General features: G+C 56.4%; 17 protein-coding genes. 5 read left to right on the forward strand and 12 right to left on the reverse strand.

The window, feature by feature from the left end; translation table 11 throughout:
- Positions 1-51: 51 nt before the first annotated feature.
- From OZX73_RS00725 to OZX73_RS00735, 3 genes are read right to left on the reverse strand one after another with little or no spacing between them, the layout of a single operon-like run.
- Positions 52-210: a hypothetical protein gene (locus OZX73_RS00725; RefSeq protein ID WP_277149702.1), complete on the reverse strand. Its 159-nt coding sequence runs from the start codon at positions 208-210 to the stop codon at positions 52-54.
- 40 nt (positions 211-250) lie between these two features.
- Positions 251-1,162: a GAF domain-containing protein gene (locus tag OZX73_RS00730; RefSeq protein WP_277149704.1), complete on the reverse strand. Its 912-nt coding sequence runs from the start codon at positions 1,160-1,162 to the stop codon at positions 251-253.
- Complete coding sequence (locus OZX73_RS00735; protein ID WP_277149706.1) at positions 1,159-1,674, reverse strand: hypothetical protein; 516 nt, start codon at positions 1,672-1,674, stop codon at positions 1,159-1,161. The genes OZX73_RS00730 and OZX73_RS00735 overlap by 4 nt, the downstream gene beginning before the upstream one ends.
- 307 nt (positions 1,675-1,981) lie before the next feature.
- On the opposite strand from OZX73_RS00735, the gene OZX73_RS00740 reads away from it, so the two are divergent.
- Positions 1,982-3,262, forward strand: a complete 1,281-nt coding sequence (locus OZX73_RS00740; RefSeq protein WP_277149708.1) for an alpha/beta hydrolase — start codon at positions 1,982-1,984, stop codon at positions 3,260-3,262.
- Between the two features lie 127 nt (positions 3,263-3,389).
- Positions 3,390-4,601, forward strand: a complete 1,212-nt coding sequence (locus OZX73_RS00745; RefSeq protein WP_277149710.1) for an aminotransferase class I/II-fold pyridoxal phosphate-dependent enzyme — start codon at positions 3,390-3,392, stop codon at positions 4,599-4,601.
- Between the two features lie 126 nt (positions 4,602-4,727).
- Here the strand turns inward: OZX73_RS00745 and OZX73_RS00750 are convergent, their stop codons facing one another.
- From OZX73_RS00750 to OZX73_RS00770, 5 genes are all read right to left on the reverse strand, one after another.
- On the reverse strand, positions 4,728-4,985 hold the full coding sequence (locus tag OZX73_RS00750) for a Txe/YoeB family addiction module toxin (RefSeq protein ID WP_277149712.1): 258 nt from the start codon (positions 4,983-4,985) through the stop codon (positions 4,728-4,730).
- Positions 4,982-5,293, reverse strand: a complete 312-nt coding sequence (locus tag OZX73_RS00755; protein WP_277149714.1) for a type II toxin-antitoxin system prevent-host-death family antitoxin — start codon at positions 5,291-5,293, stop codon at positions 4,982-4,984. The genes OZX73_RS00750 and OZX73_RS00755 overlap by 4 nt, the downstream gene beginning before the upstream one ends.
- 151 nt (positions 5,294-5,444) lie before the next feature.
- Complete coding sequence (locus OZX73_RS00760) at positions 5,445-6,443, reverse strand: 2-dehydropantoate 2-reductase (RefSeq protein WP_277149716.1); 999 nt, start codon at positions 6,441-6,443, stop codon at positions 5,445-5,447.
- Positions 6,444-6,548: 105 nt separating this feature from the next.
- The gene (locus OZX73_RS00765) at positions 6,549-6,860 is read right to left on the reverse strand and encodes a hypothetical protein (RefSeq protein WP_277149718.1); all 312 of its coding nucleotides are present in this window, start codon (positions 6,858-6,860) and stop codon (positions 6,549-6,551) included.
- A 66-nt stretch (positions 6,861-6,926) separates the two neighbouring features.
- On the reverse strand, positions 6,927-7,931 hold the full coding sequence (locus OZX73_RS00770) for a ketopantoate reductase family protein (protein ID WP_277149720.1): 1,005 nt from the start codon (positions 7,929-7,931) through the stop codon (positions 6,927-6,929).
- A 362-nt stretch (positions 7,932-8,293) separates the two neighbouring features.
- Here OZX73_RS00770 and OZX73_RS00775 point away from each other — a divergent pair, with 362 nt between their 5' ends.
- The gene (locus OZX73_RS00775; protein ID WP_277149722.1) at positions 8,294-8,866 is read left to right on the forward strand and encodes a TIGR00730 family Rossman fold protein; all 573 of its coding nucleotides are present in this window, start codon (positions 8,294-8,296) and stop codon (positions 8,864-8,866) included.
- Between the two features lie 628 nt (positions 8,867-9,494).
- Positions 9,495-9,659, forward strand: a complete 165-nt coding sequence (locus OZX73_RS00780) for a hypothetical protein (protein WP_277149724.1) — start codon at positions 9,495-9,497, stop codon at positions 9,657-9,659.
- Here OZX73_RS00780 and OZX73_RS00785 read toward each other — a convergent pair whose 3' ends face one another.
- Complete coding sequence (locus OZX73_RS00785; protein ID WP_277149726.1) at positions 9,660-10,265, reverse strand: recombinase family protein; 606 nt, start codon at positions 10,263-10,265, stop codon at positions 9,660-9,662. It abuts the gene before it with no gap.
- A gap of 233 nt (positions 10,266-10,498) precedes the next feature.
- Positions 10,499-11,092 carry a hypothetical protein gene (locus OZX73_RS00790; RefSeq protein ID WP_277149728.1) on the reverse strand — a complete coding sequence of 198 codons (594 nt, stop codon included), beginning with the start codon at positions 11,090-11,092 and terminating at the stop codon, positions 10,499-10,501.
- Positions 11,093-11,212: 120 nt separating this feature from the next.
- Here OZX73_RS00790 and OZX73_RS00795 point away from each other — a divergent pair, with 120 nt between their 5' ends.
- Positions 11,213-11,737 carry a hypothetical protein gene (locus tag OZX73_RS00795; RefSeq protein ID WP_277149729.1) on the forward strand — a complete coding sequence of 175 codons (525 nt, stop codon included), beginning with the start codon at positions 11,213-11,215 and terminating at the stop codon, positions 11,735-11,737.
- Positions 11,738-11,759: 22 nt separating this feature from the next.
- On the opposite strand, the gene OZX73_RS00800 is transcribed toward OZX73_RS00795, so the two are convergent.
- Together OZX73_RS00800 and OZX73_RS00805 are read right to left on the reverse strand one after the other, a co-directional pair.
- On the reverse strand, positions 11,760-12,269 hold the full coding sequence (locus tag OZX73_RS00800; RefSeq protein WP_277149731.1) for an RNase H family protein: 510 nt from the start codon (positions 12,267-12,269) through the stop codon (positions 11,760-11,762).
- A 509-nt stretch (positions 12,270-12,778) separates the two neighbouring features.
- Positions 12,779-13,846: a hypothetical protein gene (locus tag OZX73_RS00805; protein WP_277149733.1), complete on the reverse strand. Its 1,068-nt coding sequence runs from the start codon at positions 13,844-13,846 to the stop codon at positions 12,779-12,781.
- Positions 13,847-13,879 lie beyond the last annotated feature (33 nt).

A 13,879-nucleotide genomic window follows, 5' to 3' on the forward strand; every position in this document is an offset into this window, starting at 1 on the left:
ATATTTGAATACGTAAAAACGTGACCGATATTGTAAGGTAATAAATATTTTTTAGTTTTTAAAACCCGCTTGTCGGCTGAAGTATTCGCGATCCTGTTGCATGTTTTTTCGGATTTCTTCTTGGTCCCTGCGGATAAATTCTAACCAGTTTTGTACTTCTTTAGGCTGTTTGCTTAAATCCACACCATTGGAGAAATTAGTATTGCCCATTTGTCCGTTCCTTTGTCTTGTTTGATTATTATAAGTTACGCTAAAGAGATTCGTGATCATTGTTGCCGTGCGTGATATCAAGGGCGATGGCCAAACTTAGAATATGTGCTACTGCTTCAATGGTTCGGCAATCATTTTGTAGAAAGTCGCCGGATTTATTGGTGTCAACTGTAAGCATTCCATAGATTTGTCTATTGTAAATGATTGCCGATGAGATGTATGTTGTGTAGCCATTTGTGATTCCTTTGAATTGTTTGTCTTTGTGAACGTCAAAGGCGAAACGTGAGATTCCGTTTTGGTCTTGTAAGGTGTCTGCATTTGCTTTCAGATCGCTAAGCCATTGCAACACAGCGGTTCCTCTGCCATTTTGATCTTTTCTGAATGGTTTTGGTATGGATTCATTTCTACCAAAAGTTGCGAATGGCTCAAGATAGGCCATGTGGCGTTTGGGGTGTCGAACTCGGTAGATTGTAGCTCTGGGAGAAGTTGTTGAACTTCGTAAAGCGCCCCAAAGTGATGTGACGCAGCTTGTGCAGAATTGCTTCATCGAAAAAGCTTCTTTGGGGTTTCCGAAGAAGCCTTGGTTGAGTTGCCTAACAAGATTTGTAACGCAATACGTAATGATTGAATATAGTAATAAAGGTCTGTCTTCTAGTGTTTCGCCTACTTCGTTCAAGGCATCATCAACGAGAGATGATAGCCATATCATTCCCAAGGCAAAAATCGACAGTAACGCGAGAACGATTCCAGCAACGAGTTGTTGTTTGAGTGTGAAAGGTAACAAAGGGATGAAAGCCAGCGAGACAGAACAGATACCAGCAAAACATGTGAATCCTGCAGAATAATGCTTTGCCTTTCTCTGTAATTTAGTGATGTGCAGTAGGCCTTCAGCTTTCTGCTTATTGGCATAGTTGGTTATTTGGGCATTGATGTAAAGAATTGGATGGATCACGATAGCGCCTCACTGTCATCGGTCTCATCGTCGAACGGCCAGCACGAGTGGTATTCATGGATTCCGTCGTTGATGACCACTTGGGCTTCGAAGTAATTTTCCAGATCGGGGTATTCCACTTTCCGGAAAACAGCGCGTATCGTGTCATTCAGAGAATCCTGATTTTGGGGAATTTTGGCTGCGAGGCCTTTGACGATTAAATCTTCGACTGTCGTCTCTTTGTCCCTGGTGGTAGCAAAATAGGCCAGTATTTCTTGCTCGTCGAAAATAGCCACGAGTCCTGAATCCGCTGCGAATCGTCCGAGCTCTTTCGATTCATCTTCATCTGTAAGGATTTGAATCCAATCTCCGTAACCGGTATCAGTGCACATCAGCGAAGGAAAAGCGGGGCTGAAGAGTTTGTCATTCTCGATAAAATTGGTCCATTCGTCTTCAGCGATGATGTAGCAAGGGTCGGTGATGATGACGTCATGGTCAAAACTATGTTCTTCGTTGAAAGGTGTTGAGCTCATGTGTTTATTTAAGCCCTGATTTGGAGCGAATGCAAAACAGAATTATAAAGAATGTGGATATGTGGATAACTCGGTTCTGGTAGCTATCTTGGTGTTGGAGCTATTGCTGCATTTATTCTGTTAAAGTGCGTCATAAGAAGCGCAGATTATAGGTGTAATTAAACAAAGCATGACTTGTCAGGTGCAAAAATCATGATGGGAAAATCCGTCAAATCCTGATGTAAAGACTATGAAAATCGTAACTTGGGAATCGAATTGAAACCAAAGCAAAAGTGCCGGCGGATACCGCTAGACTGGAGGTGTGCGTATGCCATTGATTGACGAGAACCATTATGCCGTTGTGATGCGCGATACCGTGTTGCCGGCGCTCGCTGGTTGCCGCGAGGAGGGCTGGATGTCGCCTGCCGGCGTGGCCGATACCGTCGCCGCTGCCGCCTCGGCGCAAGGTGGGGCACCGGATGGTGTTGATGCCAATTCCCAAAGCGCAAGTTCAACTTCCTCGGCCGCCCCGAGCGGCACCACGCACGTCGGCATGGGCGACGCGGGAATCGGGGTCAGCGGAGCCGGCATCGATACCGGGCCCGACGAAGAGGAAGAGCAGCGGATCATGCACAGCAAGCTCTTCGGCATCTCATCGCTCAAGAAGCCGCCAACGCCAGGCAAATTGCATTACGTTTGTTTTGACGCGCATAAGTTCGATACCTTGAATATCCCCGGCGCGAGCGCCAAGTTCCGCGGGTCGATTGTCTTTTCGTTTGGTTTCACGGAATTCGCGGCCAAGCACGCCGAGATGACCTGGTATTTCCTGCTCGCGGGCTATTCCGTCTGCATCCTCGAGCATCGTGGTCACGGCTATTCGGTGCGTGATGTCTCGAACCCCTCGTTGGTCTGGATCGACGATTGGCGCCGGTACGTCGCGGATCTGGCCAAGTTTTCGCAGACCGTCGGGCGCCTGTATGCTGGCGACCAACCGATGCACCTTTATGCGCATTCGATGGGCGGCGGCATCGCGACGGCGGCCCTCGAAAGTTTTCCCATGCTTTTCGACCGCGCCGTGCTCTCATCGCCGATGATCGAGCCGGTCACGGGCATGCCCAATTCCATCGCTGGACCCGTCACCGCGATCGCCAGCGCCATCGGGCTTTCGCGGCATCGCGCGCCTGGCCAGACCGAGTTCTCGCCTACTATGAAACTTAAGGGCTACGAAGGCGCGGAGCAATCGCGCGTGCAATGGTATTTTGATTTGCGCAAGAAAGATTCCCATTATCAAACGAACGCCGCCACTTTCGGCTGGGTCAACCAGGCGCTCAAGATGTCGCACGCGATCTTCTCGCGCGAGGCCTGCTCCCGCATCGAGACGCCGATTCTGCTGTTCCAGGCCGGCCGCGACACATGGGTGCGCAATTCCGCGCAGAACCGTTTCGTCCAGCGCGTCCGCGTCGAAAGCGGCGACGTCGTCCTGGAGCGTGTCGAACCTGCGGTCCACGAGATCTTCAGCATGCCGAACGCCATCCTCGGCCCCTACGTCGACCGCATCATCGACTTCTACGGCGAATCCGTCGAGGATATGGTCGCCGAAGAGGAGTGATGGCTTTTACTCCTATCCGATACATGGCCGTAGCATTTCGTGGCACTTGGCCATGTAGAGTAGGCATCATAAGGAAGCAATGGCGTAGGCGCGCAGCGCTGTGGATCGCCATATATAAGGAGTGAAGATGAAGTACGATTTCACATCGATTATGGATCGGCACGGCAAGGATGCCATCGCGGTTGATGGGCTGGGTGCCGCGCCCGGATTCGCGCCGGATCCGCCGAAGGACGGGTTCGATGTTATTCCGATGTGGGTGGCCGATATGAATTTCCCCACCGTTCCGACGATTCAGGACGCGATCATCGAGCGCGCCAAGCATCCGGCGTTCGGGTACTTCAGCCCAACTGACGAGTATTACAATTCGATTATCGACTGGCAGAAGACGCGCAACGGTGTCACCGATCTGAAGCCGGAGGATATTGGGTATGAAAACGGCGTTTTGGGCGGGGTCATCTCCACCGTCACCTCATTCGCGGCTCCCGGTGATTCTGTTCTGTTGCATAGCCCGACCTATGTGGGCTTCACCAATGCCATCGAATCCAACGGCTACCACATCGTCCACTCGCCGCTCAAGCGCGACGAAAACGGCGTATGGCGCATGGACTTCGAGGATATGGATAAGAAGCTCAAGGAAAACAACATCCACGTCGCCGTCTTCTGCAGCCCGCACAACCCCTGCGGCCGCGTCTGGGAACGCTGGGAGATCGAAAAGGCGATGGAGGTCTATCGCGAAAACGATTGCGTGGTCATTTCCGATGAGATTTGGTCCGACATCATCCTCGGCGACCACAAGCACATCCCGACCCAGTCTGTGAGCGAGGACGCACGCAACCGCGTCGCCGCAATGTATGCACCGAGCAAGACCTTCAATCTGGCCGGACTCGTGGGTTCGTACCATATCATCTACAACAAGTACCTGCGCGACCGCGTCACGTCGAAGGGCGCGAAGCCCGAGTATAACGCCATGAACGTGCTCTCGATGCACGCGCTGATCGGCGCTTACAAGCCCGAAGGCCACGAGTGGGTGGACGAGCTGCGGCAGGTGCTCACCGGCAATGTCGATTACGTCTGCGATTACTTCGCTGAGCACTTCCCGGAGGTCACGTTCGGCCATCCCGAAGGCACCTACATGCTCTTCCTGGATTGCAGCGCCTGGTGCGAGGCCCATAACGTCACGCTCGACGAGCTCCTGAAGTGCGCATGGAACGTCGGCGTCGCCGTGCAGGACGGCCGCCAATTCAAGGCCCCGTGCGCCATCCGCATGAACGTCGCCCTCCCGCTCTCCCGCGTGCAAGAAGCGATGGCCCGCCTGTCGAAGTACGTCTTCGTGGACTGAGTTTTATCGTTTTGCTTAATTGTTGATAGTGCGCCGCTCAAAGATATTCGAACGGCGCACTATTTGTTCTGATTCGTCATAGTGACGATATTGTCGCAACGAGAATAATGCATTACGTAAGACGCGTTATTCGTAATGGTTGCGCGCCGAAAGAATACAAATCTCGTTGTCGGAAACGGTGTAGATGATGCGGTTTGCGCTGTCGATGCGTCGCGACCAAGCGCCCTCCAGGCCCCACTTCAGCGGCTCGGGCTTGCCGATGCCCTCGAACGGGGTTCTCAGCATGTTCGTGATAAGCGTGTTGATTCGTCTGAGGGTTTTCTTGTCTTGCCGTTGCCAGTGCAGATAGTCGTTCCAGCCATCTTCGGTCCACGCGAGGTTCATCCTTCCGTTCCGTTTCTCTTGGCTGGGGATGAATAAGAATCTTCAGCGTCTGGATCGATGAGACTGTACTGCCGGACGCTCCCGTCCCTGACCTGCTGCAAGCCTTTGGTGATTTTTTTGTGCAGATAGGGATTCTGGTAGATGCGCATCGTTTCCATCAAAGATTCGTAGTCGTCGGCGCTCATCACCACCACGTTATCGTCTGGATTCGGGTTGGTGATAAGTAGCAAGTCCGCGTCCTCGTTGACTTTGCGCATATATGATTTAAGGTCCTTGCGAAAATTGCTATACGCTACTGCTTGCACCATGATGGACTCCTTGACTGTTACAAAGTTGTACAAGATATTGTACCATATAAATAGCGGCGGCAAAACAAAAGCCATCGTCATTTCAATCTTTCCAGATTGATTTAGCGATGACTTTAAAAACTGGTAACAGGCTTGGTGGTCAGTAATTTAATTACTTGGCGTCGGCCTTTTCGGCGGCTTCCTTCTTGTGGATTTGGAAGGCGAGCTCGGCGACGTGGACGCCGTTGGTCACGAACTCGTGCACGCGGCAGGGGCAGTCGTTCTCGCGGCCGACCTTGGCGATGTAGCCGTTGATGTAGTCCACTTCGGTCTGACGGCCGGTGACCATGTCCTGATACATCGACGGATAGTGCAGCGGCATCACGACTTTGCTGGAGTTCTCGACTTCGTGGATGGCCTCGGCGCGGGTCTGGATGGGCTGGATTCCGCCGCGTTCCAGCGCGTCGTAAGCCTCGTTGACCAGCTGCGCGGTCATGTCCATCGCGCCCGGGTAGGAGATGAACTGGCCCATGCGGATCTGGTACATCGTGCATAGCGAGTTAACCACGGAATTGAAGATGATCTTCGCCAGGCAGGTGCCTTGCAGATCGGTTGAAATTATCGGATTGAAATGAGCCTTTTCGAAGTCATCGACCAGCTCCTGCTCCACCGGTGTCACTTCGCCGCTCATCGAGCAGATATGCATGCTTCCGCCGCCAAGCTTGCCTTGGAAATCGACTTCGCCGGGTCCGAGGAAGGAGCTTCCGAGCATTGCGGTGCCGCCATAGACGCGGTCCTCGGGGAAGTATTTGAGGATTTTTTCGAAGTGGCCCCAGCCGTTCATCGCGCTGAAGACGACCTGATGGTCTTTGAAAAGTCCGGCATCGGCGCAACGGGTGAGATAGTCCTGCAGTTGCATCTGCTTGACCATGATGATCCACATGTCCGGGTCGCCGCCCTTGGCCGCGTACTCCTCAGGCGTATAGACGTTGACTTTTTCCAGATGACGGTTTTCATAGTCGCGGGAAACGTAGACGCCGCCCTGCTCCTTGATCGCCTTCAGGTTCGGCTCCCAGATATCGATGTAATCGACATCGCGGCCCACCAGATTGTGGAACAGCACTCCAAACCTGAAGCCCATAGAACCCGCGCCGATAATTCCGTATTTCATAGTCAACTCTTTTCATGTTCGATTTTGTCGTCTCCATGCCTTTTGGGCGGGGCCGGGCGTCGCGCAATCTTGTGGATATGAAAGCGATACCGTAGATTATTAGAGTTAAGTCGCCAAGCTGGGAATACGCAGTTTATGGTCAAATAGTGGATGAGTTTCTAATTTTGTGTTGTGGGGCTTTCGTTTTGCCGGATCTAATGAAAAATCGTCGCGCTTGACATTGCCGCAAGGTTCGCGCCGCCGCTTGGCCTGAGTGCGATCGCCGCCATGTCGCCGGCCTGCTGTTGTAGAACGCAAATATCCCGCTGGAAAACGCACGAAACCAGTTTGGGGATGTGCGTTTTCCGGCGGGATATTTGCTTCCGTTACCGTATGCTTAACTGCCTGCCCGGTCTTGCCGGCCTTTGCCGGGCTCAAGCTTTGGCCGTCTTGCTGACTTTGTCAGCGCAGATAAAAAGCGGTATTTGGCGATTTCGCTGGGGTTTATTTGGTTGCCGTGGCGGCGGCCTCGGCGGCTTCCTTCTTATGGACCTGGAAGGCGAGCTCGGCGACGTGGACGCCGTGGGTCAGGAACTCCTGGACGCGGCAGGGGCAGTCGTTCTCGCGGCCGACCTTGGCGAGGTAGCCGTTGATGTAGTCGACCTCGGTCTTGCGGCCGCGCGACATGTCCTGATACATCGACGGATAGTGCAGCGGGTTGGCGACGCGGCTGACGTAATCGACTTCCTCGATGGCCGAGGCTCGGTCCTGGATGAGCTGGAATCCGGCGCGCTCGCAGGCATCGTAGGCCTCGTTGATCAGCTCGGTGGCCATGTCCTTGTAACCGGGATACGAAACGAACTGGCCCATCGTGATCTGGTACATCGTGCACAGCGAATTGATGACGGAATTGAAGATTATCTTCGCCAGGCAGGTGCCGCGGAAGTTCTGTGTGATCTGCGGGTGGAAGCCGGTTTTGTCGAGCTCCGCGACCATCTGCTTCTCGATGTCGGTGACCTCCTCGGTCATCGCGCAGATGTGCATCGTGCCCGCGTCGAGCTTGCCGATGAAATCGACGTCGCCGGGGCCGTTGAAGACGGAGGCGACCATGGCGGTGCCGCCGTAGATGCGCTCTTTCGGGAAGTATTTGAGGATCTTTTCGAAGTGGCCCCAGCCGTTCATCGCGCTAAAGACGACCTGGTGATCCTTGAAGATGCCGGCATCGGCGCAGCGCTTGAGGCGTTCGTCAAGCTGCATCTGCTTGACCATGATGATCCACACGTCCGGTTCGTGACCGGTTTTGGCGTATTCTTCGGGGGTGTAAATATCGGCTTTCACCAAGTGGCGGTTTTCGTGGTCGTTCGAAACATAGACGCCGCCCTGCTCGCGGACCTTGTCGATATTCGGCATCCAGGTGTCGACGTATTCGACCGGCTGGCCGGCGAGTTCCTGCAGCACAACGCCGTAGCGATAGCCCATGGCTCCTGCGCCGATGATTCCGTATTTCATGATGTTCCCTTCTCGTTTGTCCCTTGTGGGTCTGCGGCGCGTGCCGCAACAATCTTGTGGACAACATCATGCGGCATCGCCGTCAACTCGCAGTATGCGTGATGGCAGTAGGGTTTCTCAGCTTCGTTTCGTATCGTGGACGATTTTTATGCCGTTTTTGAGACAGTGGGTGGATAAGATTGGCGAGGATATAATGGCTTATTCATTATTGAATTAATTGTTGATTTACAAGAGATGGCGCTCTGATATGTGGCTGAACAAGTACTATTGAAACCTGAACGCAGCGCGTGGAACATGTCGGGAAGTATGGATGATATGGCCTCGGCTGGTAATGACGGCGATATAGAAAATAAGGAGTACGCATGAAGATCACGGTGTATTGCGGCGCGGCGAGCGGGGATAATCCGAAGTATGCGGCTGCGGCAAAGCGGCTTGGCGAGTGGATCGCGGCGAACGACGACGAGCTGGTCTACGGCGGTGGCGGCGTTGGCCTGATGGGCGTCGTGGCGCAGGCGGTGCTCGACGGTGGCGGTAAGGTGCATGGCATCATGCCGCAGATGCTTATTGACCGCAATGCCGCGGCGAAGGGCTTGACCACCATGGAAGTCGTCGACGACATGGACGAGCGCAAGCGCCGGATGATGGAGCTTGGTGACGTGCTCATCGCCTTCCCCGGCGGCCCCGGCACGCTGGAGGAAATCGCGGAGGCCTTCTCCTGGGCGCGAATCGGGCTCAACAACAAGCCGTGCGTTTTCTTCGATTTCGACGGCTACTGGCAGCCGATGGCCCAGATGTTCGACGCCATGACCGCCGCCGGTTTCCTCACCGCCCCCGACCGCGCGAAGCTCCTCTTCACCGATTCCTACGACGAGATCACCCGCTGGGCCGTCACCTACCAGCCCCCAAAGATCCGCACCTTCCCTGTGCGGAAGTAAATGCATCTTGGCCCCGGTGTTGTTTTCGGGCATCGGGCCAGCATAATAACAAAGATGTCAACTTTTTGTCAACATTATTTGCCGACGAGAACTGTGAAAACCTCCGAGCCGTTGGTATTTCAACGATTCGGAGGTCTTTTTGATGGTGCGAGTAGGGGGAGTTGAACTCTATATTGGATTATTGGGGGATTAGCGGTTTTAGCGTAGAAACGTTGAAATTCCAACGATTATGTGATTACTGCGATTTGCCAGAATTATCGTGTTTTTAATAAATTGTGGGCAATTTGTGGGCAAAAAGTGGGCAAGAATTTTAAGGAGGCCGGGTACACCTTGGCCCCGGTATTCGTTTCCGAACATCGGGGCCAGCGGCATACATTGAAAAGGACTTGCGTCCCCATATCAGTTGTGACCCCTTCCGGTAAAAGCTTTATTGCCCGCCTAATGGTCCGGAAAGTTTCCGATGCCACAACCAATAAAAGCATTATATCACCGAAGGTATGATATTCATCTTTCGCGGTAGGATGAGCCTGTTGCGTTCTGCTTTTGCAGGCGCAATCATGCGGTTTTCCGGCCGCATGACCTCGCCGCGTCCATCGTGGCGCGGCATACATTGAAAGGACATTCAATTATGTCCCATAAAAGAAAGGGCTCTGACGGGCCTGAGGCTATCCAGGCCATCGTGGCGCTGGCTGTCGTTCTGGCGGCCAACGCGGACAACGCGGTGGTGGACGTGCTGCTCGCAATCGTTGTCGGTTGCGGGCTGGTCGTCATCTGGAGGTGGCGCAGGCGTTAGTTAGGGCCGGCCCGGCGCGGGGCGACCCGCGCCGGGCACTTTCTCTTTCTCATCTTTGGTGTTGTCGAGTGCACGGTAGATGGTGGTGCGTCCGACGTTGAATTGGCTGGCGATCTCGTTGACGGTGACGGTGCCGGAGTCATAGAGCTCGCGGGCGCGTTTTGCCTGGGCCTGGGTGAGCTTGGGCTTGCGCCCGCCCTTGCGTCCGCGACGTCGGGCGGCCTGGAGGCCGGCGTTGGTGCGCTCGCGGATCAGGTCGCGTTCGAACTGGGCCATGGCGGCGAAGATGTTGTAGACGAGCATCCCGCCCGAGGTGGTCGCGTCGATGCTCTCCGTGATGCTTCTGAAGTTCACCCCTGCCTGTTGGAACCGGTTCATGAGGTTGACGAGGTTCTGGAGGCTGCGGCCCATGCGGTCGAGCTTCCAGACGACCACGGTGTCGCCCTCGCGCAGCGACCTGAGCATCTCGTCGAGCTGCGGCCGGTGCTCCTTCGCGCCGCTGGCGTGGTCGGTGTAGATCTTCTCGCAGCCAGCTTTCTTGAGCGCGTCAACTTGGAGGTCCTCGTTCTGCTCCAGCGTGGAGACCCTGGCGTATCCGATCAGCATTCCCGAATCCTTCCGTACCGAAACCCGTTACTGTCCCATTATATCGGACATTGAATACGGTACGGGTTATGGTACATCGAAAGCGTAACAAACTCGGTCGGAACCGGGATGGATCGGACTTGTCCCGTAAACGACCGTTTATGGGACACTCGGAAACGGTCGTTGAAAAGAAAAGGGAGCGACGCAACGGACTCGATCCGCTGTGCCGCTCCCTTTCGAAGGTTTGGAGGCTGTCAGTTCTTGGTATTGGGGTCCTTGCTGACGGCCTTCGCGTGGTCGATGGCCTTCTTCAAATTGTCGCGGGTGGCGTTGTCGGCCACCTTGCCGTCGCTGTCCTTGTAGAGTTGTTCGGCCTTGGCGAGGTCGCCGTCGAGCCTCTTGTGAGTGGTCTTGTCCATGTCATTGACGAGCGCCTGCTGGTGCCTGGTTATATCCGTGTTGCCGGTGTATTGGGCGGCGAGGTCCCGGTTGTCGATCGCGGTCTGGCGGATGTTCTTGGTGGGCCCGCCAGTGGGGCAGGTGACGGCCTTCGGCGCCTTACCAGCCTTCGAGTTGTCTTCTTTGACGGCTGTCAGCAGCTTCCTGTCGGTGATCTCGCCGGGCTTCTTGGCGTCCTTGGCGAGGCTGGCGCCTTTGGCGAGCGTCGCCTGGCGTTGTTTGTAGGAGGTGTTGACGGCGGTCTCGCTTTGCCGGCAGTCGGCCAGCGCCGCCTGGTGGTCGGCCCGCACGCCGAAGTAAACACCCACGCCCAGCAGCGCGACGACCAGCAACGCGACGATGATGCTGGCAATCCTGTGGTTCCTGATGTATGAGGTGGTGGCTTCCATGCCCGTTCCTTGTCTTCTCGCCTTCCGATGTCTCGTATCACATCATACGCACACCGGCGGAAAGGTTATCCGTGGGCGGCACCGGCCTGCAGGTCCCGAAAAAGGGCTATCATGTAGGACATGACCAAGAAGAGGAACGCAAGGAAGATTCGCCCGCTGCTGGCGGGAGCCGCCGTGCTGCTGCTGGCCGTGGGGATGTTGGCCGGCGGCGTCGCCGACGCGGCGTCCCCGGCACCGGCTGGCGGCTACCAGGCCTATGACACAGCCGACAGCCAACTGGTCGAAGCGATGAACGCCGTGGATGGTTCCATGCAGGCCAAGGCCGCCGCCGACACGCAGGCAGCCGCCGACGCACAGGCAGCCGCCGATGCACAAGCTCAGCTACAGGCGCAATCCACGGTAGGCGGCAATGCAGGGTCTTCAAATTCCTCAGGCTCTTCGAGTTCAGGACGTGGTGCAATTGGTCAACGTCGGACACGTGGCTCATCGGGTTCAGGCGGTGGTTCAACGAGTTCAAATGGTGGTACGACATACACGCCACCCGCGCCTTCAGCACCATCACAAAGTGGTACGCCCTATTTGCCGTTTACATGCACTGACAAAGCGCATGAGCTTACAGGATGCACTTCTGCCGATAACCACTGAGCTAAAGGCATGGGTCTTTAATTCAGGATTTGAGTGCCGTCGATTCCGCGATGGCCTTGTCTCCGGCTGGTGTCATGCAGTGTGGTTTCGCGTTGCGTCTCACGTCGAAAGCGTAGCTTTTGGCCAGGGTGTCGCAGCGCTCGTTGCCTTCGGTGCCAACGTGGGATTCGGTCCACTTGACGCACACGGACCCATGCCGGCGCTCAATGGCGTCGAGGATCGCGTCCAGCAGGGCGGGGTTCTTGACCTCGTCCCGTCCCGTGCCCCTGGATTTCGGTTTGGTCCATCTGTCGGCCCTCCATTGCGGTGCTTTCTTGATGGCGTTGACGCTGTATTCGGAATCCGAGAAGATTGTCAGCGGCTCGTCGCCGGGGTGGCTTTCGATGGCCGATTCGATGGCGGTGAGTTCGCCGATGTTGTTGGTGCCGGATTTCGACCCGCCGCTTTTCTCGTTGCCATCCTCGTCGTGCCAGGCCCAGCCGATGGGGCCGTGGGGGTTTAATGCAGAGCCGTCGGTGTAGCAGATGATCATGGGGATGCCTTCCATTCGTGTCGGTGGTTTTCATGGTGCAAGTGTCCGCTCATCGTTGTCTTGCGTTGGTTAAACGTGGCCTGGCAATCATCATGGCCGGCAGCGGGTGGCGGCGTGGATTTCCGGCACGGGGAGGCGGCCTAACTGCGTTAGCCCTTGCATTTAAGGGCTAAGCCATGACCGAGGTCACCGCACTGGCGTGCGGCCCTGCGGGTGGCTTAACCCTGAAATGGCCAGGGGCTTGCGCCCCCGACACCCCTGCGCCTCATATACGAGAGCGTGCGGCACCAACCCTGTGCAGGTTGGTGCCGCACGCTCTCGTCTTCGGCTCCTCGCCGCCGTGCCGCTGGCGGGTGGGTTGCGTCATGGCGCGGGCCATGGCTTCCCACCCGCCTGCGGCACGGCGTCTGCGGCCAGGCGCTCCGCCCTGGACCAGGCGAGGGAGCCGATAGGCCCCCGTCGACCCGCGTTCACCCGCATTCCGACGCGGGGCGTCGGACGCGGACAGGCTAGCAATCCGGTTCCGGTTCGGTGGCATGCGTCGCCGGGGGCGACGGGAGATTGGCCGCGGGTTGGACCGTGGGTCCGTTCAGGGCCTGAGACGCGCGTTCGATTTCCTTCTGCTGTTCCTGAAGGAGCTGGTCGCTGACGTGTTTGAGGTCCTGGGAGAGGTAGGAGAGGCGTTTGTAAAGCGGCTGCCAGCCCTGCTGGTCCGCTGGGCTCAGGGACCGGTAGCCTTCCCCGGTCATCAGACGCTCGTCGCCCTGTTTGAATCGCAGGTCGAGGTATTCGTCCGCCCAGTTCAGCCCATAGATGCTGTTGTGCAGGGAGACCTCGGTGAGACGGTGCTGCCCGGGAAGCCGGTGGAGGACGGTTTTGTGGCCGAGGATGGTCTCGCAGGCCAGGTGGATGAGCCGCTTCAGTTCGCGGTTGTTGCCGTCCATGTTCGCGGCGAACTCGCGTTGCTCGCGTAGGGTCGTGGCCTCGTTGATCAGGCGTTCCGCCTTTTCAAGGAGCTGCGCGGCTTTCTCGGTTTTGCGTTGTTCCTCACGGATAAGACGGTCGAGTTCCTTCCTCCGCTTCGCCGCCTCGTGCTCACGGAGCAGCAGGTCGTTGATCCTGGAGGCCAGGGGGCGCAGCATGGGCAGGTACTTGGCCGCGAGCCGCACTACATGCTCTTCGGGCTCTTCGTCGTGTTCCTCGTCCCGCTTGCGGCGGTGGTGGAGAAAACGGGGAAGGAACTGGGCGGTGGGCCCGTCGCCGCCCGTGTCGCCGCCATCGTCGTTGGACCCGGTGTCGCCGGTCAGGCAGGCGAGGACCAGCCTTGCGACTTTATCGCCGTCCGAATCAGGGTCGAGGTCCGGGATGCACGACTTCAGGACCATGTAGCAGATCAGGCCGTCGAGGCCTTCCGGGCTATGGTCTTCGTCCCTGAGTTCCGGATGCGACTCGCACAACCGCGTATACTCTTCCTGCCGTGTCGCGAACCATCCAGGGTCGAGCATGTCCGCCGCGATCCTGTCAAGCGGGTCGCCGCCGGCGGCCGTCACGTTGTCTGTGTTTTCGTAGGGTGCCATCTTGGCGCTCCTTTCCGCGCGGCTTCCCGCGCA

Origin of the sequence: Bifidobacterium sp. ESL0775 (genome assembly GCF_029395475.1) — a bacterium.
Taxonomy (GTDB): Bacteria; Actinomycetota; Actinomycetes; order Actinomycetales; family Bifidobacteriaceae; genus Bifidobacterium.

Excerpts from the sequence above, each read along its gene's own strand:
- OZX73_RS00750 (WP_277149712.1), bottom strand. The coding sequence starts at position 4,985 with ATGAACCTCGCGTGGACCGAAGATGGCTGGAACGACTATCTGCACTGG.
- OZX73_RS00790 (WP_277149728.1), bottom strand. The coding sequence starts at position 11,092 with ATGGAAGCCACCACCTCATACATCAGGAACCACAGGATTGCCAGCATC.
- OZX73_RS00800 (WP_277149731.1), bottom strand. The coding sequence starts at position 12,269 with ATGATCATCTGCTACACCGACGGCTCTGCATTAAACCCCCACGGCCCC.
- OZX73_RS00780 (WP_277149724.1), top strand. The coding sequence starts at position 9,495 with ATGTCCCATAAAAGAAAGGGCTCTGACGGGCCTGAGGCTATCCAGGCC.
- OZX73_RS00785 (WP_277149726.1), bottom strand. The coding sequence starts at position 10,265 with ATGCTGATCGGATACGCCAGGGTCTCCACGCTGGAGCAGAACGAGGAC.
- OZX73_RS00755 (WP_277149714.1), bottom strand. The coding sequence starts at position 5,293 with ATGGTGCAAGCAGTAGCGTATAGCAATTTTCGCAAGGACCTTAAATCA.
- OZX73_RS00735 (WP_277149706.1), bottom strand. The coding sequence starts at position 1,674 with ATGAGCTCAACACCTTTCAACGAAGAACATAGTTTTGACCATGACGTC.
- OZX73_RS00740 (WP_277149708.1), top strand. The coding sequence starts at position 1,982 with ATGCCATTGATTGACGAGAACCATTATGCCGTTGTGATGCGCGATACC.
- OZX73_RS00775 (WP_277149722.1), top strand. The coding sequence starts at position 8,294 with ATGAAGATCACGGTGTATTGCGGCGCGGCGAGCGGGGATAATCCGAAG.
- OZX73_RS00760 (WP_277149716.1), bottom strand. The coding sequence starts at position 6,443 with ATGAAATACGGAATTATCGGCGCGGGTTCTATGGGCTTCAGGTTTGGA.
- OZX73_RS00795 (WP_277149729.1), top strand. The coding sequence starts at position 11,213 with ATGACCAAGAAGAGGAACGCAAGGAAGATTCGCCCGCTGCTGGCGGGA.
- OZX73_RS00725 (WP_277149702.1), bottom strand. The coding sequence starts at position 210 with ATGGGCAATACTAATTTCTCCAATGGTGTGGATTTAAGCAAACAGCCT.
- OZX73_RS00745 (WP_277149710.1), top strand. The coding sequence starts at position 3,390 with ATGAAGTACGATTTCACATCGATTATGGATCGGCACGGCAAGGATGCC.
- OZX73_RS00805 (WP_277149733.1), bottom strand. The coding sequence starts at position 13,846 with ATGGCACCCTACGAAAACACAGACAACGTGACGGCCGCCGGCGGCGAC.
- OZX73_RS00770 (WP_277149720.1), bottom strand. The coding sequence starts at position 7,931 with ATGAAATACGGAATCATCGGCGCAGGAGCCATGGGCTATCGCTACGGC.